At 69.9% G+C, this 21,432-nt stretch carries 21 protein-coding genes; 9 read left to right on the top strand and 12 right to left on the bottom strand.

The window, feature by feature from the left end; all coding sequences use genetic code 11:
* Positions 1–2,319, bottom strand: coding sequence for a TonB-dependent receptor (locus ABD727_RS01105; RefSeq protein ID WP_344705549.1), 2,319 nt, complete (start codon positions 2,317–2,319; stop codon positions 1–3).
* 195 nt (positions 2,320–2,514) lie between these two features.
* Between ABD727_RS01105 and ABD727_RS01100 the strand changes: the two genes are divergently transcribed.
* Positions 2,515–3,198, top strand: coding sequence for a TetR/AcrR family transcriptional regulator (locus tag ABD727_RS01100; RefSeq protein WP_344705548.1), 684 nt, complete (start codon positions 2,515–2,517; stop codon positions 3,196–3,198).
* Here the strand turns inward: ABD727_RS01100 and ABD727_RS01095 are convergent.
* The 3 genes from ABD727_RS01095 to ABD727_RS01085 all read right to left on the bottom strand — a co-directional run bounded on the left by ABD727_RS01095 (position 3,195) and on the right by ABD727_RS01085 (position 5,671).
* Positions 3,195–4,349: a kynureninase/PvdN C-terminal domain-containing protein gene (locus tag ABD727_RS01095; RefSeq protein ID WP_344705547.1), complete on the bottom strand. Its 1,155-nt coding sequence runs from the start codon at positions 4,347–4,349 to the stop codon at positions 3,195–3,197. The two genes, ABD727_RS01100 and ABD727_RS01095, sit on opposite strands and share 4 nt — an antisense overlap.
* A complete protein-coding gene (locus tag ABD727_RS01090; RefSeq protein ID WP_344705546.1) occupies positions 4,346–5,080 on the bottom strand; it encodes a tryptophan 2,3-dioxygenase in 735 nt (244 codons plus the stop codon). Before ABD727_RS01090 ends, ABD727_RS01095 begins: the two co-directional genes overlap by 4 nt.
* Positions 5,081–5,203: 123 nt before the next feature.
* Positions 5,204–5,671 carry an outer membrane protein assembly factor BamE gene (locus ABD727_RS01085; RefSeq protein WP_344705545.1) on the bottom strand — a complete coding sequence of 156 codons (468 nt, stop codon included), beginning with the start codon at positions 5,669–5,671 and terminating at the stop codon, positions 5,204–5,206.
* A 111-nt stretch (positions 5,672–5,782) separates the two neighbouring features.
* On the opposite strand from ABD727_RS01085, the gene ABD727_RS01080 reads away from it, so the two are divergent.
* Together ABD727_RS01080 and ABD727_RS01075 are read left to right on the top strand one after the other, a co-directional pair.
* Positions 5,783–6,295, top strand: a complete 513-nt coding sequence (locus ABD727_RS01080; protein ID WP_344705544.1) for a ubiquinol-cytochrome C chaperone family protein — start codon at positions 5,783–5,785, stop codon at positions 6,293–6,295.
* The gene (locus ABD727_RS01075; protein WP_344705543.1) at positions 6,292–6,804 is read left to right on the top strand and encodes a YceD family protein; all 513 of its coding nucleotides are present in this window, start codon (positions 6,292–6,294) and stop codon (positions 6,802–6,804) included. Before ABD727_RS01080 ends, ABD727_RS01075 begins: the two co-directional genes overlap by 4 nt.
* A 147-nt stretch (positions 6,805–6,951) precedes the next feature.
* Here ABD727_RS01075 and ssb read toward each other — a convergent pair whose 3' ends face one another.
* Genes ssb through ABD727_RS01045 form a run of 6 tightly spaced genes read right to left on the bottom strand, consistent with a single transcriptional unit; the run spans position 6,952 to position 11,920 of the window.
* Entirely contained in the window at positions 6,952–7,494 is a 543-nt protein-coding gene (gene ssb / locus ABD727_RS01070) for a single-stranded DNA-binding protein (protein ID WP_344705542.1), read from the bottom strand.
* A gap of 32 nt (positions 7,495–7,526) precedes the next feature.
* Complete coding sequence (feoB, locus tag ABD727_RS01065; protein ID WP_344705541.1) at positions 7,527–9,356, bottom strand: ferrous iron transporter B; 1,830 nt, start codon at positions 9,354–9,356, stop codon at positions 7,527–7,529.
* A 22-nt stretch (positions 9,357–9,378) separates the two neighbouring features.
* Positions 9,379–9,651, bottom strand: a complete 273-nt coding sequence (locus ABD727_RS01060) for a FeoA family protein (RefSeq protein ID WP_344705540.1) — start codon at positions 9,649–9,651, stop codon at positions 9,379–9,381.
* A 50-nt stretch (positions 9,652–9,701) separates the two neighbouring features.
* Positions 9,702–10,889 (bottom strand): dual-specificity RNA methyltransferase RlmN, encoded by a 1,188-nt coding sequence (gene rlmN, locus ABD727_RS01055; RefSeq protein ID WP_344705539.1) that lies wholly within the window; start codon positions 10,887–10,889, stop codon positions 9,702–9,704.
* Between the two features lie 48 nt (positions 10,890–10,937).
* Positions 10,938–11,411 carry a hypothetical protein gene (locus ABD727_RS01050; protein WP_344705538.1) on the bottom strand — a complete coding sequence of 158 codons (474 nt, stop codon included), beginning with the start codon at positions 11,409–11,411 and terminating at the stop codon, positions 10,938–10,940.
* A complete protein-coding gene (locus tag ABD727_RS01045) occupies positions 11,408–11,920 on the bottom strand; it encodes an A24 family peptidase (RefSeq protein ID WP_344705537.1) in 513 nt (170 codons plus the stop codon). Before ABD727_RS01045 ends, ABD727_RS01050 begins: the two co-directional genes overlap by 4 nt.
* Positions 11,921–12,107: 187 nt before the next feature.
* Between ABD727_RS01045 and ABD727_RS01040 the strand changes: the two genes are divergently transcribed.
* The 6 genes from ABD727_RS01040 to ABD727_RS01015 all read left to right on the top strand — a co-directional run bounded on the left by ABD727_RS01040 (position 12,108) and on the right by ABD727_RS01015 (position 19,079).
* Complete coding sequence (locus ABD727_RS01040; RefSeq protein ID WP_344705536.1) at positions 12,108–13,484, top strand: glycosyl transferase family protein; 1,377 nt, start codon at positions 12,108–12,110, stop codon at positions 13,482–13,484.
* The gene (locus tag ABD727_RS01035) at positions 13,481–14,737 is read left to right on the top strand and encodes a hypothetical protein (protein WP_344705535.1); all 1,257 of its coding nucleotides are present in this window, start codon (positions 13,481–13,483) and stop codon (positions 14,735–14,737) included. Before ABD727_RS01040 ends, ABD727_RS01035 begins: the two co-directional genes overlap by 4 nt.
* 163 nt (positions 14,738–14,900) lie before the next feature.
* Entirely contained in the window at positions 14,901–15,815 is a 915-nt protein-coding gene (locus ABD727_RS01030) for a sulfite exporter TauE/SafE family protein (protein ID WP_344705534.1), read from the top strand.
* A 3-nt stretch (positions 15,816–15,818) separates the two neighbouring features.
* Positions 15,819–16,583 carry a TIGR02186 family protein gene (locus ABD727_RS01025; protein WP_344705533.1) on the top strand — a complete coding sequence of 255 codons (765 nt, stop codon included), beginning with the start codon at positions 15,819–15,821 and terminating at the stop codon, positions 16,581–16,583.
* Between the two features lie 65 nt (positions 16,584–16,648).
* Positions 16,649–18,340, top strand: a complete 1,692-nt coding sequence (locus tag ABD727_RS01020; RefSeq protein ID WP_344705532.1) for an ATP-binding protein — start codon at positions 16,649–16,651, stop codon at positions 18,338–18,340.
* A gap of 37 nt (positions 18,341–18,377) precedes the next feature.
* Complete coding sequence (locus ABD727_RS01015) at positions 18,378–19,079, top strand: hypothetical protein (protein ID WP_344705531.1); 702 nt, start codon at positions 18,378–18,380, stop codon at positions 19,077–19,079.
* Positions 19,080–19,138: 59 nt separating this feature from the next.
* Here ABD727_RS01015 and ABD727_RS01010 read toward each other — a convergent pair whose 3' ends face one another.
* Together ABD727_RS01010 and ABD727_RS01005 are read right to left on the bottom strand one after the other, a co-directional pair.
* Positions 19,139–19,945, bottom strand: a complete 807-nt coding sequence (locus tag ABD727_RS01010; RefSeq protein WP_344705530.1) for an outer membrane protein — start codon at positions 19,943–19,945, stop codon at positions 19,139–19,141.
* Between the two features lie 38 nt (positions 19,946–19,983).
* Complete coding sequence (locus ABD727_RS01005; RefSeq protein ID WP_344705529.1) at positions 19,984–21,402, bottom strand: peptidoglycan DD-metalloendopeptidase family protein; 1,419 nt, start codon at positions 21,400–21,402, stop codon at positions 19,984–19,986.
* Positions 21,403–21,432 lie beyond the last annotated feature (30 nt).

Raw genomic sequence — 21,432 nt, 5'->3', positions numbered from 1 at the left:
CTAGTAGCGGGCGGTCAGCTTGATCTGCCAGGTCCGCGGCGCGCCGTAATAGACGGTGCGGATCCCTCCGACCGAGCTGAATTCCTGCCCGTCGGTCTTGTAGGCCTTGTCGGCGAGGTTGTTGCCGTAGAGGCCGATGGCGACCTTCTTGCCCGGAAGTTCGTAGACGATCCGAGCGTCGTGCAGCCAGTAGCCCGACTGGAACAGGCCGGCGATCTCGGTCCGGCTGTTGGTCAGCGTATTGTCGACCGCGAGCGCGGTCCGCGACTTGTAGCGGGTCTGGGCGCCGATGGTCAGGCCGCCCCCGCCGATGTCGAAGCCGTACTGGCCGCCGAAGCGCATCGTCCACTTCGGCGCGAAGGCCGGGGTCTGGAACGCGCGGCTGCCGCCGGTGGCGACGAAGCGGGCGTCGTCGAACTCCTTATACTCGGCATCGAGGTAGCCGATCTGGCTGTCGATCAGCAGCCCGCTCAGCGGAGTCCATGCGGCTTCGAGCTCGGCGCCGCGGATCCTGAGCTTGCCGGCGTTGAGCACCGACAGAAGCGGGGTCGGCGGGATCGTGCTGGTGTCGCTGTCCGAGACCCGCGCCTGGAAGTCCTTGTAGTTGGTGTGGAACACCGCGCCGTTGACTCGCAGCTGGTCGATCAGGCTGGCCTTGAAGCCCGCCTCGTAGGACCAGGCGGTCTCGGGATCGTAGCGGGTCGCCGAGCCGGGATCGTTGGCGCGGCCGTTGAAGCCGCCCGACTTGAAGCCCTTGGCGACGCGCGCATAGACGAGGGTGCGATCCGTCGGCTGCCAGTCGAGGCTGACCATCGGCGACGTGTCCTTCCAGGTGTACTTGTCCGGACGGAAGTTGAAGGTCGCGTTGAACGCCGGAAGCAGCGAGTAGAAGGTGCTGGTGGTCCGGTCGTAGTCCTTGCTCTCGCGGGTGTAGCGGATACCCGCCGACAGCCGCAGCCGGTCGACCAGTTCGTAGCTCGCGTTGGCGAAGGCGGCGTAGCTCTTGGTGTCGAGCGTGTCGTCGATCGTGCGCAGGAAGCCGCTGTTCAGGAACAGCGGGCCGAGCAGGTCGTCGGCATAGGCCTCCTGGTGAGAATCGACGTCCTCCTTGAGATAGTAGAGGCCCGCCACCGCGCTCAGCCGGTCGCTGCTGTAGGTCAGCTGGAATTCCTGGCTGAACTGCTTCTGGTCGACCCCGACGAACACGTCGCCGATCTCGAAGCGGGTCGCGTCGATGTCGATGAAGTCGTCGGTCTTGAGCTTGCGCAGCGCGGTGATCGACTTGAACGTCATCGCGTCGGTCAGGTCGAACGCCGCGGTCGCCGAAACTCCGTGGCTGGTCAGCCGGGTCGAGTTGGGCAGCCCCGGCGTGGTCCGGCCCTTCCAGTCATAGTCGGGCGAGCCGTCGGCATTGTTGGGATCGTCGGGGACCAGCACGCCGCCCGAGAAGGTGGTCAGGTTGTTGAGCGGCCGGCCGACGTTCAGCGCCGCATCGTCATGCGCATAGTCGGCGGCAAGGTCGATCCGGACCGTGGTGGACGGGGTGAAGGCGAGCGCCGCGCGCGCCGCGATCGTGTCCTTGTCGTTATAGCGGGTGTCGCGGACCGGATCCTTGACGAAGCCGTCGCGCGACGAGCGCAGGACCGAGAAGCCGGCGGCGACCGTGTCAGAGACGGGCCCGGAGGCCGCGCCCTTCAGCTCGAACTGGTTGAAGCTTCCGACCGACACGCTGCCGTTGGCGCGGAAGGTCTGGCCGGGCTTGCGGGTGACGAACTTGAGCGCGCCGCCAATGGTGTTCTTGCCGTAGAGCGTGCCCTGCGGACCGCGCAGCACCTCGACCCGCTCGACGTCGAGCAGGTCGAGCTGGTTGCCGCGGATGCGCGACAGGTAGACGTCGTCGACATAGACACCGACCGCCGGATCGAAGGTCTGGAGCGCGTCGGGCTGGCCGATGCCGCGAATGAAGATGTTGGTCGCGTTGGACGAGCCGCGGCCCTGGACGATGTTGAGGTTCGGCACCGCGCCCTGGAGCCCGGTGGTGTCGCTTGCCTGGAGCCGGTCGAGGGCACGCTCGTTGAAGGCCGAGATCGACAGCGGCACGCGCTGGAGGCTTTCCTCGGTGCGGCGGGCGGTGACCACCACCTCGCTGGTCGCGGTGTCCTGGCCCTCGGCATCGCTGGCCCCGGTCGCTTCGGGCGCCGGCGGCTGCACCGCGGCTTCGGCATTGGTCTGCTCGGCGCTCTGCGCGAACGCCGGGCCGGCGCCGAGGATCAGGGCGGCCGAGGCGAACAGGGCCGAACGGAAGGTGGTCGCGCGCATTGGAACGGGTACTCCCCCAAAGTGGCAGGCACCCGGACCCATACACGGCCCTCCCCTGCCCTGATGAACGAAGGACACGATAGTGAAACTTGAATCGTCTTTCAACTCTGCTTATCGCTGCAGGCCTGCTTGGAGGTCGGGCGGGGGTCCGACGCGGTCGGCACGGCGGCCAGCGGGGAGGCTGTGGAGGGGGTAATGGCGAAGGCGACGAGCAGTCCCGAAGGCGACGCAGCGGCCGGCGCGACGCTCGAGCGGCGCTCGCGCGACCCGCTTCCGCTGACCAACGATGCCAAGGCGCCGCGCACCGCGCGGGGCGAACGCACCCGCCGCAAGATCCTCGACGCCGCGCTGGCCGAGTTCGGCGACCGCGGCTTCGGCGAGACGGGGATCGTCGACATCACCCGCCGCGCCAAGGTCGCGCTCGGCACCTTCTACACCTATTTCGACAGCAAGGACGAAGTCTTCCGGGCGCTGGTCGGCGACATGAGCGAGCAGGTGAAGCGCGCGGTCGCCCCCGCGCTCGAACCGCATCGCGGCACGCTCGAGGGCGAGGAAAAGGCGCTCGCCGCTTTCCTCGCCTTCGTGCGCGAGCACCAGCAGGTCTACCGGATCATCGACGAGGCCGAGTTCGTCGACCCGGCCGGCTTCCGCCGCCACTATGAGACCACCGCCGCGCGCATCGCCGAGCGGCTCGACGAGGGCGCCGCGGGGGGCAAGGTCCGCGCCGCGACCGACCCGCTCGATCGCGAGGTCCGCGCCTGGGCGCTGATGGGGATGAACGTCTTCCTCGGCCTGCGCTTCGGAGTGTGGGACGTCGCGGACGGTGACCAGGTCGCCGCCGCCGCCAATCGCCTCATCGCCGAGGGGCTCAAGCCCTAGGCCAGTGCCCCCACCGCGTCGGCGAAAAGGTCCACGTCCTCTTCGTCATGGTAGAGGCCGAGCCCGACCCGAAGCACGTCGCCGCGCACGTCGGTGACCACGTCGCGCGCCATCAGCGCCTGCTGCCACTCGGCAGCCTGCGCGTGACGGAAGGCGAGGAAGCGCGCGTGCGGCCCCGGGTCGAGCGGGTTAAGCAGCTCTGCTTCGCCCAGCGGCGTGTCCTCGAGCCGATCGAGCAGCAGCTGCTGGAGCTGCCGCACATGGCCGCTGATCCGCGCCGTCGTCAGCCCCTCCGCCGCCAGCGCACGGCGGACGTGGAGGAAGCGGTAAAGCGCCGAAGGATCGAAGGTCGCGCCCATGAAGCGCATCGCGTCGGGGGCATAGCCGACCTGGCCCGGCGGCAGGGTCAAATCCTCGAACTCGGCATACCAGCCGGTCACCGGCGGCCGTGGCCCGAAGCCCGGCGGGCAATGCATCAGCCCCAGCCCCTCGCCGCTCATCGCATATTTGTACCCGCCGCCGAGGAAGAAGCAGCGGTCCTCGAGCCCGGCGAACGGGGTCTCGACCGCCATGAAGCTGTGATAGCCGTCGACCACGACCCACGGTCCCTCGGGCGCGGCACAGGCGGCAAGGGAGGCGAGCCCCTCGACCCAGGCGCCGGTCCCGAACATCAGCTGGCTGACCATGACCAGGTCGGCGGAGGCCGCCTTCTCCGCCATCCGCGCGGGCAGCGTTGCGACCGGCTCGACGGGCACCGTCTCGAGGAGGATGTCGCCGCTCTCGGCCCAGCGGGCGAACTGCCGCCGCGCACTGTGAAACTCGCCCTGCGTCGTCAGCACCCGAAGCGGGCCGCCGGCCCGGCGCGGCGCCGCCGCCCACAAGCGGACGAGGAAGTCGTGGGTGTTGCCGGCAAAGACGATCCCGTCCGGCCGGCGGGTGCCGAGCTCGGCCGCGACCTCGGCCTGCGCCGCGGGCCACAGCTCGCCCATCACCCGCTCCCATTTGCGGTCGGCGAGCCGAGCGGCATCCTCCCAGCATTCGACCTGCCCGGCGAAGCTGGCGTCGGGCCAGAGGTGGTGGCTGTGCGCGGCCATGTGCAGCCGGCCGGGCGCGGCGCCGAGGCTGCGCGCGAACAGGGGCTTGAAGCTCACAGGTGGGTCCTCAGCGCCCACAATTCGGGGAAGGCGCGCTTCTCCAGCGTCGAGGCAAGGTAGCGCGCGCCCGCCGAGCCGCCAGTCCCGGTCTTGTTGCCGATGATCCGCTCGACCGTCAGCAGGTGCTTGTGCCGCCAGCCGGCCAGCGCGTCGTCGATGTCGACCAGCTTCTCGGCCAGTTGGTAAAGCTCGAACCAGCGGCTCGAATCGCGATAGACGGCGAGCCAGCTGTCGGCCCCGAGCCGCTCCCGCGCGCCCTCGGCCGCGTCCCACAGGCTCGGTGCCTCGAGCGCGGCGGTGAGCCGTCGGTGCCCCTCGCTCCCGCCCTCGTGATAGTCGAGATATTTCGGGTCCTTGAGTCCGAAGCGATATTCGAGTTCGCGGAACTGCGCCGACTGGAAGCCCGAGGAGGTGCCGAGCGCGCCGCGGAAGTCGGCGTAATCGACCGGGGTCAGGGTCGCCAGCACATCCCAGCTCAGAGTCATCACCGACTGGATCCGGCTGATCCGTGCCAGCGCCTTGTAGGCCGGCGCATAATCGCCCTCGCCGATCAGCCGGATGGCGAGATCGACCTCGTGGAGCATCTGCTTGAGCCACAGCTCCTTGGCCTGGTGGATGACGATGAACAGCAATTCGTCATGCCGGTCGGACAGCGGCTGCTGCGCCGACAGCAGGGTCGGCAGGTGAAGATAGTCGGCATAGGTCATGCCGGCGGGATGGGCGGTCATGCGGCCCTGTGTAGGCCGAGCCGGCGCCGAGACCAACCATCGTCCCGGCGCAGGCCGCGACCGCGGTTGGTCAGCGCATCAGTGCTTGAGACCCCGGCCTGTGCCGGGGCGACCCGGTCGGGCTTACTGACCCTGCCCGGCGCCCGGCGCGCCGACTCCACCGACGGTGCCGATGTTGCCGAAGAACTCCTCGAAGAAGCTCTTGCGGCGGCCAAGCGTCGGGGTGGTCCGGCCATAGGGGTCGATCGAGGCGATCTGGTCCTTGCCGGTGCGGTCGACCGAGGTGACGTTGCCGGCGGCATCGAACCGCACCCGAAGCACGGTCTGCTCGGTCACCTTGGGATCGCGGAAGGCGAGCGTCGAGGTGTTGCGGCTGACGTAATACCACTCGTTGTCGTTGAACTGGCCGGTGAAGGTCGGCCGGCCGAGGGTCTTCTCGACCGAGGTCTTGTTGTCGGTCCCGACCTGCACCGCCGAGGCGAGCTGCTCGTCGAGGATGTAGCCGCGGCTCTCGCGATATCCGGCGCAGCCCGAGGTGAGGAGGCCGGCGGCCGTCAGCGTGGCGGCGAGAAGGAGACGGGGAAAGGTCACGTTGGTCACTACTCCGGGTGCCGCCGCCCTTGCGCCGGTACATGCCCGCCGCAATATCGGCTTGGGCTCGTTACGCCAAGTGCGGCGAGCGGCCTGAACGGAGGATGACAGATGAAGTCGCTGATGCGGCTGTTCCGGAGCGAGCCGAGCATCGCCCGCCCGCTCTACGAGCAGGTGGTCGCGCGTGCGCGGCAGCCGCACTGGTATGTGGCCGGCGCCGCCCCCGACACGATGGAGGGGCGCTTTGCGGTCCTCGCCACCCTCCTCGCACTGACCGATCTTCGCCTTGAGCGCGGCGGCGAATCCGCCCGGCTGGCCAGCGTCGCGCTTGCCGAATGCTTCGTCGACGACATGGATTCGCAGCTTCGCCAGGACGGCGTCGGCGACCCGGTCATGGGCAAGAAGGTCGGCAGCCTGGTCGGTGCCCTCGGCGGACGCCTCGGTGCCTGGCGACGGGTGCTCGAGGGCAGCGAAAGCTGGGAAGCGGTCACCGGCCGCTCGCTCTACCGCGGCAACCTTCCGGCCGACGAGGCGCTCGCCCACAGTGTCGTCGAGCTCCGCCGCTTCTGGGAGGGGCTCGAGGGGCGCGGCGACGAGGCGCTGATCGGCGGAGTCCTGCCATGAGCGCGCCAGACTTCGCCCACCATTGCGCGCTCGCCATGCTGCGCGACGGCCAGCGGATCGAGCTCGTCGCCGACGAGGCGGAACGTGCCGCCATCGCCGAACGGCTTCGGCTGCTCGCCCTCGAGCGGTTCGAGGCGACGGTGACCATCGCCCGCGAGGGCGAGGAAGTCCGTGCCACCGGCCGCCTGCGCGCCGCGGTCACCCAGTCCTGCGTCGCGAGCGGCGAACCGGTCCCGGCGATGGTCGACGAAGCGGTCGCGCTGATCTTCCGCCCCGAGCCCAAGGGCACGCCCGACGAGGAGATCGATCTCCAGGAAGCCGATCTCGACGTCATCTTCCACGACGGTCGCGAGATCGACCTCGGTACCGCGCTCGCCGACGAACTGTCGCTCGCCCTCGACCCCTATCCGCGAAGCGCCGCGGCCGAGGATGCGCTCAAGGAAGCCGGCATCCTCAGCGAGGAACAGGCCGGCCCCTTCGCCGCGCTGGCTGCGCTCAAGGGGAAATAGAAAGAACCTCCCTGCCGCGAAGCGGTGGGGAGGGGGACCGCCGCCGAAGGCAGTGGTGGAGGGGCCAGGTGGAAATGGCCCCTTCGTCGGCGCTTTGCGCTGCCACCTCCCCGTTCGGCTCCGCCGAACAGGGAGGATCGTCGTTCCTTAGAACGGAACGTCGTCGTCGAGATCGTCGAACGCCGCCGGGGCCGGGCGATTGCCCTGGCTCGCGCCGCCCGAGCGATTGCCGCCGCCGTAGCCGCCGCCACCCGACGCGCCGCCGCCGAAGCCGCCGTCGTCATAGCTCGAGCCGCCGCCCCGGCTTCCGCCGAAGCCACCGCCACCGCCACCGCCACCCTCGGCGCGGTCGAGCAGCACCAGCGTGCTGTTGAACTGGCGAAGCACGACCTCGGTCGAATAACGGTCGTTGCCGTCCTGGCCCTGCCACTTGCGGGTCTCGAGCTGGCCTTCGAGATAGACCTTGCTGCCCTTGCGCAGATAGTTCTTGGCGACCTTGCCCAGGCCCTCGGCGAAGATCGCCACATTGTGCCACTGGGTCTTTTCCTGGCGGTTGCCGTCGCGGTCCTTGTAGCTTTCGCTGGTCGCGACCGAGAAGTTCACCACCTCGCCGCCATTCTGGAAGCTGCGCGCCTCCGGATCCTTGCCGAGATTGCCGACCAGAATGACCTTGTTGACGCTGCCCGCCATTGCCTCACGACTCCTTGAAAACCGGAGTGCAGCTATAGGCCGAGCGCGACCGCCGTCCAGTAGGTCAGGCCCGCCGCGACATAGGCGAGGGCGAACAGGTAGCCGACCATGAACATCGGCCACTTCCAGCCATTGGTCTCGCGCCTGGTCACCGCGATGGTCGAGATGCACTGGGGCGCGAACACGAACCAGGCGAGGAAGGCGAGCGCGGTCGGCAGCGGCCAGCTTCCGCCCAGCCGCTCGGCCAGGCTCTGCTCGAGCTGCGCCTCGTCCGACTGGTCGATGGCATAGACGGTGGCGATCGCGCTGACCGCCACCTCGCGCGCCGCCATCGAGGGCAGCAGCGCCAGCGCGATGTCGTGGTTGAAGCCGATCGGCGCGACCACGACCTCGATCCCGCTGGCGATCTTGCCGGCGATCGACACTTCGCTCTGCTTCTGCCCCGGGCCCGCCTGGGGGAAGCTCGCCAGCGCCCACAGGAGCACGGTGGTGACCAGGATGATCCCGCCGGCGCGCTTGAGGAAGATGACCGCGCGCTGCCACAGGCCGAGCGCGATGTCCTTGACCGCGGGCAGCTGGTACTTGGGCAGCTCCATCATGAAGAAGGAAGAGGCGCCGCGCGCCACGGTCTTGCGCAGCAGCAGCGCGGCGCCGAGCGCGCCGAGGATCCCGGCGAGGTAGAGGCCGAACATCACCAGCCCCTGCAGCCCGATTCCCGGACCCACCGCCCGGTCGGGGATGAAGGCGGCGATGATCAGCGTGTAGACCGGAAGCCTCGCCGAGCAGGTCATCAGCGGCGCGACCAGGATGGTGGTCAGCCGGTCCTTCTCATTGTCGATCGTCCGGGTCGCCATGATCCCCGGCACCGCGCAGGCGAAGGAGGAAAGGAGCGGAATGAAGGCGCGGCCCGAAAGGCCGGCGCGGCTCATCAGCCGGTCCATCAGGAAGGCCGCCCGGACCATGTAGCCGGTGCCCTCGAGCAGGAGGATGAAGAGGAACAGGATCAGGATCTGCGGCAGGAAGACGACCACCGCGCCGACTCCGCCGATCACTCCGTCGACCAGCAGCGAGCGCAAGGTCCCCTCGGGCAGCGAGTCGGTGACGAGTGTGCCGAGCGCCTCGATCGCGCCCTCGATCCAGCCGACCGGGGTCTCGGACCAGGCGAACACCGCCTGGAACATGGTGAACATGACCAGCGCCAGGATCAGCGGCCCGGCGACCGGGTGGAGCAGCCAGCGGTCGAGCCGGTGGGTCCAGCGCCGGACCGGCGCTTCGCTCAGCACCGCGGCCTGGGCGATTCGCCGGGCTTCGCGCTGGAGCGAGGGCGGAAGCGCCGGGGCCTCGACCTTGCGTCCGAGCTGGCCCTCGATGGCCGAGCGCAGGTCGTCGATCCCGCGGCGGCGGACCGCCACCGTCTCGACCACCGGAACGCCGAGCTCGGCCGACAGCGCGCCGGGATCGAGCGTCAGCCCGTCGCGCGCGGCCATGTCGACCATGTTCAGCGCGATCACCATCGGCAGGCCGAGGCTGCGCAGCTCGAGCGCGAAGCGGAGGTGGTTGTCGAGGTTGGAGGCGTCGAGCACCACCAGCAGGGCGTCGGGCCGACGCTCGCCCGTCAGCCGGCCGGTCAGCACGTCGCGGGTGACCGCCTCGTCGGGGCTCGACGGCTCGAGGCCGTAGGCGCCGGGAAGGTCGACCAGTTCGACCGGTCGGCCATCGCCGAGCAGCATCCGGCCGCTCTTCCGCTCGACCGTCACGCCGGGATAGTTGCCGACCTTCTGCCGGGCGCCGGTCAGCGCGTTGAACAGCGCGCTCTTGCCGGCATTGGGATTGCCGACCACGGCGATCAGTGGCGCGGGCATGGTCATGGCAAGGGGGGTTCGCCTAGGCGGACGGGATCACGCGAATGGCGCGCGCATGGCTGCGGCGGATCGCGACCGTCATCCGGCCGACCTTCACCGCGAGCGGGTCACGCCCGACCGGGCCGCTGTGCAGCGGCTCGACGGTGACGCCCTCGTCGAAGCCGAAGTGGCGGAGCCGGCAGGCCTCGCCGTCGGCGAGAAGGGCCCAGTCGACGTTGGCGATTCGACCACGCGCACCAAGCGCGAGCTCATCGAGCAGGAGGGCGAAGGACGCGGGACTCGGCTGAACGGTCATTGCTGCAACTGATTATCAATAACAGGAAGGACAGTCCAGTGGCGATCTGCCTAGGCGGCCGCCTCGCGGTCGAGGTCGGCGCGCTTCTTCTTCTCGGCGGCGGTCTTGAGCTGGCCGCAGGCGGCGTCGATGTCGCGCCCGCGCGGGGTCCGCACCGGCGCCGAGATCCCGCCCTCGAACACGATGTTCGAGAAGGAGCGGATACGCTCGGGCGTCGAGCACTCATATTCGGCGCCCGGCCACGGGTTGAACGGAATGAGGTTCACCTTGGCCGGCAGGCGATAGTGCCGGATCAGCCGGACCAGCTCGCGGGCATGGTCGTCGCTGTCGTTCTTGTCCTTCAGCATCACATATTCGAAGGTGATGCGGCGGGCATTGTTGGCGCCCGGATAGTCGGCACAGGCCTGGAGCAGCTCCTCGATCCCGTACTTGCGGTTCAGGGGCACGATCTCGTCGCGGATCTCCTTGGTGACCGCGTGCAGCGAGACCGCGAGATTGACCCCGATCTCCTCGCCGCACCTTTCCATCATCGGCACCACGCCCGACGTCGACAGCGTGATCCGGCGCTTGGACAGGCCGAGCCCGTCGCCGTCCATGACGATCTTGAGCGCGTCGCGGACATTGTCGAAATTGTACAGGGGCTCGCCCATTCCCATCATCACGATGTTGGTGAGCATCCGCCCCTCGGGCTGGCTCGGCCACTCGCCGAGCGAATCGCGGGCGAGCATCACCTGGCCGACGATCTCGTGCGGCTCGAGGTTGCGGACCAGCCGCATCGTGCCGGTGTGGCAGAAGCGGCAGTTGAGGGTGCAGCCGACCTGGCTCGACACGCACAGGGTCCCGCGATCGGCGTCGGGGATGAAGACCATCTCGAAGTCGTGACCGTCATGGGTCTGGAGCAGCCACTTGCGGGTGCCATCGGTCGAGACCTGCGCCTCGACCACGCCCGGACGGCTGATCCGGAATCGCTCGGCCAGCCATGGCTGCTGCGCCTTGGCGACGTCGGTCATCAGCGCGAAGTCGGTGACCCCGCGATTGTAGATCCAGTGCCACAATTGCTTGGCGCGCAGCTTGGCGACCCGCGGCTCGAGCCCGGCCTCCTCGAGCACTTCGCGGATGCCCTCGCGCGGGCGCCCGATCAGCTCGACTCGCGGGTCAGCGGAGACCGCCGCCGGCCGGGGCACGGGGACGGGATCGATCGGGCCGGGGATCGGCATCAGGGGGGTGTCAGCGCTCATGGGAGAGCGGCCATGTAGCGAAGTTTGCGGAATTTTCCAGTCTTGGGGCTAGGCGCAGCCGAGCGCGGCGGCGTCGATCGCGGTCGGCGCTCCGGCGAGGAGGTAGCGGTCGCTGACCCGCCCGCCGACGCCTTGCGCGCGAACCCGCATCTCGGTCGCCTGGCGGATGGCGGCGAGGATCGCCCGCTCCTGCGCCGCGCCGCGGCTCCAGGCCGAGCGCCCGCGGGTGAAGAGCAGGAAGCTCGCGTCCCCGACCTGGAGCAGCGCGTCGGCGCCCGGTCGCGCCGGACGGCTGAGGATCAGGTGGAGCTCGCCGCGGCGGCGGCCGTCGCGCGAGAAGGCGAAGGCGGCGCGGGGCTGGATGCCGCCCTTGGGCACCACCAGCTCGCTCCGCCCGACCGCCTCGCAGCGGCCCGGTCCCCGCTCCAGCGCCGCCCAGTTGGCGCCCGCATGGATCAGCCGCTGCGCCCCCGCCACCGAGGGCACCAGCAGCACGAGCAGCCAGAGCAGCCGGCCGGTCACTGCCCCGGGGCGAAGGCCGCCGCGGTCGCCAGTGCCGACGAGGTCAGGATCGCTCCGGCCGCAATAGCGATCCCGTAGGGAATTCCCGCCTTGGGCTGGAGCGCGCGGACCCGCGAGCGGATCGCGTCGGGCCAGGGCAGCATCCGCCCGAAGATCAGCACCACCGCAAGCACGCCGCCGGCGATCGCGGTCATCAGCAGGAAGCGCAGCGCGCCGCCGAACTCGAACCACAGGATGGTCGCCGCGAACAGCTTGACGTCGCCGCCGCCGAGCATCCCGCGGCCGAACAGGAAGGTGCCGATGGTCAGCGCGATGACGAAGCTCAGCCCGTTCTCCCACAGCGACAGCCGTGGCCCGGCGAGGATCGCGGCGAGGATCCCGAGCAGGAGCACCGCGCCGACGAGGTAATTGCTGATCTTGAGCTTGGCGGCATCCTGCAGCGCGGCCAGCACCAGTAGGACGATCAGCGTCCAGAAGGCCCATTGCGGAGCCAGCAGCGGCAGATTCACCTCGGTCGTCCCCCTTCGTTACGAGGCCAAGCAGTGGCCTCTGGAACGCGCCTGCGCAAGCCGCTTGCGCCGCGCACCCGCTCATGAGATGATCCGAGTCGCTCGGAGAAACCAGCGTCGGGGGGCGCGTGGATCGGGCGGATTCCTCTTTCGGCGATGACGCGCGACCCTTTCACGGGGTTGCCCGATGACGCTCCAGCAATTGCTTGCCGACGGCGCGGCGGAGCTGGCGCTGTTCGCCGCGCTCGGCTTTCTCTTCTTCTCGCTCGACGACCTCGCGGTCGACCTCATCTACTTCGTCCGCCGCGGCTGGCGCGCGCTGACCGTCTACCGGCACCATCCGCGTGCCGACGCGACCGCGCTCGCGGGCGGCACCGAATGCGGCTGGCTGGTGGTGCTGATCCCCGCCTGGGACGAGGCCGCGGTGATCGGGGCGATGCTCCGCTCGACCCTCGCCCGCTTCGACCATCCCGACTTCACCCTGCTCGTCGGCCACTATCGCAACGATCCCGCGACCAGGCTGGCGATCGCGGCGGTCGAGGACCCGCGGGTGATCGCGGTCGAGGTGCCGGCGAACGGCCCGACCACCAAGGCCGATTGCCTCAATCATCTCTACGCCTTCCTCGTCCGCCACGAGGCGGCGAGCGGGCGTCGGGCCAAGGCGCTGATCCTCCATGATGCCGAGGACCTCGTCCACCCGCTCGAGCTTCGGCTGTTCGACCGGCTGGTCGAGCGCGCAGGCGTGGTCCAGCTTCCCGTGGTCCCGCTGCCCGACCGCGCAAGCCCCTGGATCGGCGGCCATTATTGCGACGAGTTCGCCGAGAGCCACGGCAAGGAGCTGGTGGTGCGCGAGGCGGTCGGGGCGTCGATTCCCCTCGCCGGGGTGGGCTGCGCCATCCACCGCGAGGCGATTGCCCGGCTCGCCTCCGCCCACGACGGCAGGCCCTTCGCCGGCGGCTCGATGACCGAGGACTATGAGATGGGCCTGCGCCTCGGCGCGCTCGGCGAGCGGACCGTCTTCGTGCGGCTTCCCGATCGCGTCGGCGAGCCGGGCGTGGTGTGCAGCCGCGGCCACTTCCCGGCGACGCTCGGCGCGGCGGTGCGACAGAAGGCGCGCTGGCTGGGCGGGATCGCCTTTGCCGGCTGGGACCGGCTCGGCTGGCGCGGTGGGCTGGGCGAGCGCTGGTTCCGGCTCCGCGACCGGCGCGGGCCGCTCGCCGCTCTGCTGCTCCTCTCGGGCTATCTCGCGGCGCTGCTCTGGGGGCAGCTGTGGCTCGCCGCCCAGCTCGGCGCGCCACTCCCGCCCCAGCCGACGCCGCTGCTCGCCGGCCTGCTCCAGATCAACTTCGTCCTCTTGCTGTGGAGAACCCTGATGCGGATCGCATTCACCAGCGCTGTCTATGGCGCGGGCGAGGGGCTTGCGTCGGTTCCTCGAATCCTCGCCGGCAACCTCATCGCCATCCTCGCCGCCGGGCGCGCCTTGTTCCAGCACGCCGGCGGCGGTCCGCGGCAGTGGGACAAGACCGCCCATGTCTTTCCGGCCATCGAGATGGTGCGGCGTTGAGCGCGCCGATCCGCTTCCTCGGGCTGGCGATCATCGCCTATGTCGGCCTTCGCACCGCCAGCAGCGCACTGGCGCTCGCACCGATGAGCCCCGCCATCCCGCCGCAGCCGACCGCCGAGCCGATGCTCCAGGACCAGCTCGCCGCTTCCCCGCTGCCGCCACCCGGAACGCCGAGCGCGATGGACCCCGGCACCGCGCCGGCAGCCTATGCCTATCCCTATAACTATGCGGCGCAGGGCTACGCGCCCGCCGCCATGGCGATGGCGATGCCGCCGCAGGCCTATGCGCCCGTTCCCTACCCCATGCCCTATCCGGTCATGCAGGCGGTCATGCCCCGCTCGTCGCGGCAGAGCCGGCCGCCCGTGATTCCGGCGCCCTATGCCGAGGACATGAACGGGTTCGAGCCCGCGCCCGTCGCCACGCCCACCGCCTATGAAAGCGCCGCTCCGGCGCTCGACCAGTGGCCGACCATCGGCACCGCCGGGCCCTTCTCGCTCCCGGCGATGCAGACCACCCCGAGTTGGGGCGGCAAGGACGAGAAGGCGCTCAAGCCGCTCGACGTCGCCCGGGCCAGCGGGCGCTGGTCACTCGACGCCTGGGCGCTGCTCCGTCCGCCCCAGCCCGGCATCTACAGCAACACCGATCCCGGCGCCGGGCTCAATCCCGGGCTCGCCTCGGCCGGCTCGCTCGGCGGGAGCCAGGCGGGAATGCGGCTGACCTTCCGCCCCTGGTCGCGGCTGGGCGTCCACCTTCGCGCCTCGACCGCGCTGATGCCGCAGGGGCGCGGCGGGCAGGCGCTGGCCGGCGGCGAGGGCGCGGTCGGGGTCAGCTACCAGCCGTTCGGCTCGATCCCGGTGCGCCTCATGGCCGAGCGCCGGCAGCGCCTCGGCCAACCGATCGGCGGGGGCCGCAACGCCTTCGTGATGATGGCCGAGGGCGGCATCTACGACCGCCCGCTCGCCTACGGCATCCGCCTCGACGGCTATGGCCAGGCGGGGATTGCGGGTGCCCGCAGCCGCGACCTGTTCGCCGACGGCGCGCTCGCCGCCACCTATCCCTTCCTGCCCCGCTTCGCGATCGGCGGCGGGGTCTGGGGCGGGCTCCAGCCGGGGCTCAGCCGTCTCGATGCCGGTCCCCGGCTAAGCTACCAAATCCACCCGCGGATGCGGCTCAACCTCGACTATCGCTGGCGCCTCACCGGCAATGCCACGCCGGTCAGCGGGCCCGCGCTCACCATCTCGGGAGGATTCTAGCGCGGCGCCGACGCGCTTCGGCCGGCGTCACCCGAACCCGCCGGCCGCGGAGGCCCTCTCCGGTAATCCCCAGCGGAGAGGGCCTCACAGATTTTGCGCCATGGCGGGCCCACTCCGGGGCTAGTCCGCGCCGCCCGCTTCGCGCTACTGCCTGACCCCACGCATGGATATCTACCTCCCCATCGCCAACATGAGCGTCAACGCGCTGCTCATCGTGGCGCTCGGCGGGCTGGTCGGGATCCTCTCCGGGCTATTCGGGGTCGGCGGCGGCTTCCTCACCACCCCGCTGCTCATCTTCTACGGAATTCCGCCCGGGGTCGCGGTCGCCTCGGCCACCACCCAGATCACCGGAGCCAGCGTGTCGGGCGTGATGGCCCACATGAAGCGCGGCGGGGTCGACGTTCGGATGGGCCTGGTGATGATCGCCGGCGGCCTCGTCGGGAGCCTCGCGGGAGCCGGCCTGTTCCGCCTCGCCCAGGCCAGCGGCCAGCTCGATACCATCATCGGCCTGCTCTACGTATTCCTGCTGGGAAGCATTGGCTTCCTCATGCTGCGCGACGCGATGAAGGCGCTCGGCTGGTGGAAGTCGGCCGAGGAGGAATCACCCCGCCGGCGCCGCCACCACAAGTGGGTCGCCGCGCTCCCGATGCGCTGGCGCTTCTACGCAAGCGGCCTCTACATCTCCCCGCTTGCCCCGCTCGCGCTCGGCTTCATCGCCGGGATCCTCACCGTATTGCTCGGGATCGGCGGCGGCTTCGTGCTGGTGCCCGCGATGATCTATTTGCTCGGCATGGCGCCGCGTGTCGTCGTCGGGACCAGCCTCATCATGATCCTCGCGGTCAGCGCCGCGACCACCATGATCCATGCGCTGACCACCCGCTCGGTCGACATCGTGCTCGCCGCCTTGCTTCTGCTCGGCGGGGTGGTCGGCGCGCAATATGGCGCAAGGCTGACGACCCGACTCAAGCCCGACCTCCTCCGCTTCAGCCTCGCGATCATCATCCTGCTGGTCGCCGCGCGGATGGCGCTCGGCCTGACCTACCGGCCCGACGAGCTCTTCTCGATCGAGTATCTCTGAGCGATGCGCCGTCGCCCCGCCCTCTTGCTGCTCGCCGCCGCCCCGCTGCTGCTCGGCCAGGCCGGCCCGCGCCTCGTCCCCGACATTTCCGCCCGCAACATCGAGATCCGCTACAGCTTCACCGGCGCGCAATTGCTGCTGTTCGGCGCCATCCTCTATTCCGGCGGCCGGGTGCCGAGCCGCGACCTCGACGTCGCGGTCGTGCTCAAGGGCCCGGTGCAGCCGATGATCGTCCGCGAGAAGCAGAAGATCGCGGGCATCTGGACCAACGCCGACAGCCACCGCTTCGCCTCCGCCCCCGGCTTCTACGCCGTCGCCAGTTCGCGCCCCCTGCGCGACATCGTCGACGAGCGCACCGCCGCGGTCTACGAGCTTGGCCTCCAGAACCTCCAGCTGTCGCCCGGGAGCGGCGCCCAGGCCGACAAGGAACGGCGGTTCGAATCGGGGCTGCTCGACCTCCGTTCGCGCGAGGGCCTCTATGCCGAGAACCCGCGCGGCGTGGAGATCAGCGACGGGGTCCTCTACCGCGCCCGCATCTTCATCCCGAGCCAGGTCCCGACCGGCACCTACGAGACCGAGACCTTCCTCATCGACAGGGGCAAGGTGATCGCCGCCGCGACCAAGGAGGTCGAGGTCCGCAAGACCGGCTTCGAGCGGTTCGTCGCCACCGCCGCGCGCCGCCACGGCTTCCTCTACGGGCTCGCCGCGGTCCTGCTCAGTCTCGGGCTCGGCTGGGGCACCGCCGCTTTGTTCGGCCGCCGCGGCTAGAGAAATCCTTAACCGCACGCTCGCTATGACGCTTCCGACGACCACCGGGAGCCGAGCTCAGCACCATGACCGAACACGCCAACCTCAAGCAGTTCCTCGACGAGCTCCACAGCGTCGCCGACGAGGATAGCACGGGCGGCCATGTTCCGAGCCCGGCCAAGCGCGAGCAGTTCGCCGCGATCGGCAAGGTGATGGAAATCGCCGGCTCGGGCTCGCAGATCCGGATGGACTCCGAGAAACTGCTCGCGCTCGCCGACCACAAGGACCCGTCGGTCAGCATGTCCGGCCAGGTCGGAAGCCAGGTCAAGATGGCGGTCGGCGCGAGCTGGCTGATCGCCAACGTCCGCACCATGCGCTCGGGTGACGACGGCAGCGTCCTCGCCGCGATCGACTTCCTCGGCGAAGGCAGCCGCGATTCGCAGGGCGGCATGTCGGGCTTCCGCCGCGGCGTCACCCGCTACCCCATTCCCGGCTCCGAGGTTCACCCGGTCACCACCGAGGACCTCCGCCAGGTGTTCGCCGCCTCCGACAGCGCCCACGTCGAGATCGGCACCGTCTACCCGACCGACGACATCCGCGGCGCGCTCTACATCGACCCGATGCTCTCCAAGCATTTCGCGATCCTCGGCAGCACCGGCACCGGCAAGTCGACCTCGGTTGCGCTGATCCTCCATCGCATCTCGAACTACAGCCCCGAGGGGCACATCGTGATGATCGACCCGCACGGCGAATATAGCGCCGCCTTCAAGGGCTGCGGCGAGCTGTTCAACGTCGACAATCTCCAGCTGCCCTACTGGCTCCTCAACTTCGAGGAGCATTGCGAGGTGCTGCTGACGACCGACGGCGCTGAGCGCCAGCGCGACGCCGACATCCTCGCCAAGTGCCTGCTCGCCGCGCGGACCAAGAACAAGTTCTCCGAGCAGTTCGGCAAGGTCACCGTCGACAGCCCGATCCCCTATCTGCTGACCGACCTCAACTCGATCATCGTCAACGAGATGGGCAAGCTCGACCGGGCCGGCGACACCACCCCGTTCCAGCGCCTCAAGACCAAGCTCGACGAGCTGAAGGCCGACCCGCGCTACACCTTCATGTTCTCGGGCATGAACATCACCGACAGCATGGGCAGCTTCATCAGCCGCCTGTTCCGCCTGCCCGCCAACGGCAAGCCGATCAGCATCGTCGACGTGTCGGGCGTGCCCTCGGACATCACCAGCGTGGTTGTCTCGGTGCTCGCCCGGATGGTGTTCGACTATGCCATCTGGTCGCGGACCGAGGCGCAGCGCCCCATCCTCCTCGTCTGCGAGGAAGCCCACCGCTACGTCCCCAAGGACGAGAACAACGGCGTCCAGGCAGTCCGCAAGATCCTCGAGCGGATCGCCAAGGAAGGCCGTAAGTACGGTGTCAGCCTCGGCCTCATCACCCAGCGCCCGTCCGACCTTGCCGAGGGCGTGCTGTCGCAGTGCGGCACGATCATCTCGATGCGCCTCAACAACGACCGCGACCAGGCCTGCGTCCGGGCTGCGATGCCCGAAGGCGCGCGCGGCTTCCTCGACGCGATCCCCGCGCTCCGCAACCGCGAGTGCATCGTCTGCGGCGAGGGCGTCGCCATTCCGATCCGGGTCCGCTTCGACGACCTCGAGCCCGAGAAGCGCCCGGCCTCGTCCGACCCGAGCTTCGCCAGCCTCTGGCAGGAGACCGGTGGCGAGGCCGAGATCATCAGCCGCACCGTCAAGCGCTGGCGCGGCCACGGGCGCTGAGTCTAACAGAGCCGCGCGCGCCGGCTAGGCAAAGTCCATGGCGGACGATGAATTCGATGGCCTCTTCGAGCAGTTGAACAATCCGTTTGGGCGCCTGCTCGGCGGGGCGGCGCTGCTCGCCGGCTTCTACCTCCTGATGTCGCCGCCCCGGAAACCACCGTTGAGCGATGCCGAACGACGCGCTCGGATCGAGGCGCAGGCTAGCAAGAGCCGGCGCGACGCCGCCCGCCGTCGAGCCGAAGATGATCGGGCCCGAGAAAGGCGACTTGCGCGGGACGCCGCGGTCCGCGACTTCATGAAGGGGGAGGGCGACAAGCTCTACCGGGCGCAGGCCGAACTTCGGTTCGGTCTAGGTGAGCCCTTCGCTGATGCCGTGCTGACCAAGCGGCCGAGGGACTTTCGCGTGCTTTCCTTCGTGGTGACCAGCCCATCTGCGGGCTCCCACTTGGATGCATGGTGGGACGAGGCTGACCGGGAAGGCGGTCTGCGCCTGCTCTGCGACGGTGAACAGGTGTGGTCCCTGGCGTTCGAGTTGCACGGCACCGATCTGCGGCAACGGCATGCCGACGGTTCGGAACCGGGTGTACGCTGGGCGCCCCTCGCCTGCCGAATGCTCGCCCACCCGGATTCCCCTTTCAGGACGATCACGCTGTACCGCGCCGACGCGCCTGCCATCCGCCAGCGGATCATGGAACAGTTCTCCGCCACGCTGGAAGGGGAAGACGGCGAGCAGGCCTAGAACACGTTCGGACGTCTTTGCGCTCGGCCGGCGAGCAGAGATGGCGGAAACCTCTTCGCCTAGAATCGATACCCCAGCGTCAGCTGCACGCTGCGCGTCCGGAACTCACCTTCGAGGTCCTGGATCACCGTCGCGCTGGTGGTCCGGGTCACCGGCACCCCGCCGACGCTGGTGGTCACCGGATTGCCCGCGAAGCTGCGCGGATCGTCGTCGAGCTTGATGATCCCGCTGTCGAAATAACGATGCTTGACCCCGAGCTCGAGCCGCTCGCCGATCGGGAATCGCAGCCCGGCGGTATATTGCCAGGCGCGCGCGCTGTCGTGGTCGCCGAACCCGCTCACCCGGTTGATCCCGAGCCCGCCCCCGACGAACAGGGTCAACCGCTTGAGCAGCTTCACGTCGACGATCGCATTGGCCATCGCCGCGTCCGAGCGGATGCTGCCCGGACGCTGGAAGTCGGCCAGCGTCACGGGCGCAAGCCCGGCGCCGCCGGTGCGGTTCAGCGCGCTGTTGAGCTGGCCGAGGAAGTCGTCGGTCCCGTCGTCGGCCGCGATCCGGCTGGTCCTTACCTGCCGCCGGCTGAGCTCGCCCTCGAGCCGCAGCCAGCCGAAGTCGTAGCCGGCCGCGACGCTGCCTTCCCAGCGGCGCTTGGAGCGGGTTCCGAACACATCGTCGATGAACACGTCGGCCGGAGCGCTTGCGAGCGGCGCGGCGGGCGTCTGAACGCTCGTATAGTCGATCGTCTGGTCGACGTCGTTGGCACGGGCGTCGGCCGGGCCGAAGCCGACCTCGACATAGGGGTTGCCGGCCGCCGCCGCGGGAGCGGCAAGGGCGAGGAGCGGAAGGGTGAGGAGGAAGCTGCGCATGGCCCGCTCCATGACAGGAGCGACGCCGCCGAACAACCTCAGCCGCCGACGAGCATCCGTGCCCGTGCCCGGACCGCGGCCATCATTCCCTGGTCGATCGCCGGGCGGCTGACCATCGTCACGCCCGCCGGATTGATCGCCTGCCCGTCGCGGAGCACCTCGAAGTGAAGGTGCGGACCGGTCGAGAGGCCCGACGATCCGACATAGCCGATCAGCTCGCCGCGACGGACCATGCCGCCCTCGGGCGCGACGATCCGGCTCATGTGGCTGTAGCTGGTGACCAGCCCGCCGCCATGCGCAAGCCGCACCTGGCGGCCATAGCCCCCGGCCCAGCCGGCGCGGACCACCTGACCATCGGCGACCGCGACGATCGGGCTGCCCCAGCGCGCGCCATAGTCGACGCCCTTGTGCATCCGGGTGAAGCGGAGGATCGGGTGGACCCGAGGCCCGAAGGTCGAGGTGACCGGCCCGTCGACCGGCCGGCCGAGCCCGCTCGACACCGGCTCGGGGCTGGCATCCGCATCGACCCACTGCGGTCGCCCGCCGATCGGCCAGCGGACCAGCGACAGGTCCTTCCCCGCGCCGCGGTCGAGCCCGGCATAGAGCAGCCCGCCCGTCTGCACTTCGCCATTGGCCGAGCGGCTCTGCGCCACGACGAGGGTGAAGCGGTCGCCGTTCGCGACCTCGCTTCCGACGTCGAGGCTGGCCCCGATCGCCTGGAGATAGTCGGCGGCGATCGCGGGCGAGGCGCCCGCCGCGCGAAGCGCCCAGTAAAGTCCGCCACTCGCCGCGCCGCGAATCCGAAGCGGGGTACGATCGATCGCGATCCCCGTCCGCTCGGCCGCGAGCTGCCCGTCGCTCCCGCGCACAAGCGTCAGTTCGAGGTCGATCCGGGCGCGATAGTGGAGCCGCTCGATCGGCCGTCCCGCGCCGTCGGGTGCCCCCAGCCGCAGTGCAAGGCTGGTGCCCGCCGCGGGAACGGCGCCCGCGGCCTGCGCCAGGGCCTGCGCCCGCGACGCGTCCCCGGCGCTCGCGCCGTTGCGACGGAGCAGCCCGAACAGATCGTCGCCCGCGGAGAAGAGCAGGGTCAGTTCGCGCGCGGTGCGTTCGGGTGCCGCCGTGATCGGCCGGGCGCGGCTCGTCTCGGCCATCACCAGTCCCGTTTCCGATCCGCTCGCCAGCGAGGAGATTCCGAGCGCCTCCTCCTGCCGCAGCTGGTCGGGCCCGAAGCTCTCCACCGGCCCGGGCGGCAGCGCGCGCGGCATCGGCGCCAGCAGCGCCGTCAGGGTCACCAATGCCGAGAGCGTCGCCACCCCGCGCCACCAGCGGCGGCTCAGCACGTCCTCGGCGAGGTCGACCACCAGGCTGAAGCGCGGCTCGGGCGGACGCAGCGCCGCGGCCCGTCCGAAGGCGGGAAGCGGCTGGGCAGCGACAAAGGCACGCGGGCGTTCGAGCATCGCCGTCCTTCATCGCCGCTCAAGGTTAAC

It is taken from the genome of Sphingomonas swuensis (genome assembly GCF_039538045.1).
GTDB classification, from domain to species: domain Bacteria; phylum Pseudomonadota; class Alphaproteobacteria; order Sphingomonadales; family Sphingomonadaceae; genus Sphingomicrobium; species Sphingomicrobium swuense.
The sequence above is the reverse complement of the archived record's forward strand: the minus strand, read 5'-3'. Positions and strand labels throughout refer to the sequence as shown.

Bases quoted from the DNA above. Each gene is read 5' to 3' on its own strand.
- ABD727_RS01105 (WP_344705549.1), bottom strand. From the start codon at position 2,319: ATGCGCGCGACCACCTTCCGTTCGGCCCTGTTCGCCTCGGCCGCCCTG.
- ABD727_RS01100 (WP_344705548.1), top strand. From the start codon at position 2,515: ATGGCGAAGGCGACGAGCAGTCCCGAAGGCGACGCAGCGGCCGGCGCG.
- ABD727_RS01090 (WP_344705546.1), bottom strand. From the start codon at position 5,080: ATGACCGCCCATCCCGCCGGCATGACCTATGCCGACTATCTTCACCTG.
- ABD727_RS01080 (WP_344705544.1), top strand. From the start codon at position 5,783: ATGAAGTCGCTGATGCGGCTGTTCCGGAGCGAGCCGAGCATCGCCCGC.
- ABD727_RS01075 (WP_344705543.1), top strand. From the start codon at position 6,292: ATGAGCGCGCCAGACTTCGCCCACCATTGCGCGCTCGCCATGCTGCGC.
- ssb (WP_344705542.1), bottom strand. From the start codon at position 7,494: ATGGCGGGCAGCGTCAACAAGGTCATTCTGGTCGGCAATCTCGGCAAG.
- feoB (WP_344705541.1), bottom strand. From the start codon at position 9,356: ATGCCCGCGCCACTGATCGCCGTGGTCGGCAATCCCAATGCCGGCAAG.
- ABD727_RS01060 (WP_344705540.1), bottom strand. From the start codon at position 9,651: ATGACCGTTCAGCCGAGTCCCGCGTCCTTCGCCCTCCTGCTCGATGAG.
- rlmN (WP_344705539.1), bottom strand. From the start codon at position 10,889: ATGAGCGCTGACACCCCCCTGATGCCGATCCCCGGCCCGATCGATCCC.
- ABD727_RS01040 (WP_344705536.1), top strand. From the start codon at position 12,108: ATGACGCTCCAGCAATTGCTTGCCGACGGCGCGGCGGAGCTGGCGCTG.
- ABD727_RS01030 (WP_344705534.1), top strand. From the start codon at position 14,901: ATGGATATCTACCTCCCCATCGCCAACATGAGCGTCAACGCGCTGCTC.
- ABD727_RS01025 (WP_344705533.1), top strand. From the start codon at position 15,819: ATGCGCCGTCGCCCCGCCCTCTTGCTGCTCGCCGCCGCCCCGCTGCTG.
- ABD727_RS01020 (WP_344705532.1), top strand. From the start codon at position 16,649: ATGACCGAACACGCCAACCTCAAGCAGTTCCTCGACGAGCTCCACAGC.
- ABD727_RS01015 (WP_344705531.1), top strand. From the start codon at position 18,378: ATGGCGGACGATGAATTCGATGGCCTCTTCGAGCAGTTGAACAATCCG.
- ABD727_RS01010 (WP_344705530.1), bottom strand. From the start codon at position 19,945: ATGCGCAGCTTCCTCCTCACCCTTCCGCTCCTCGCCCTTGCCGCTCCC.
- ABD727_RS01005 (WP_344705529.1), bottom strand. From the start codon at position 21,402: ATGCTCGAACGCCCGCGTGCCTTTGTCGCTGCCCAGCCGCTTCCCGCC.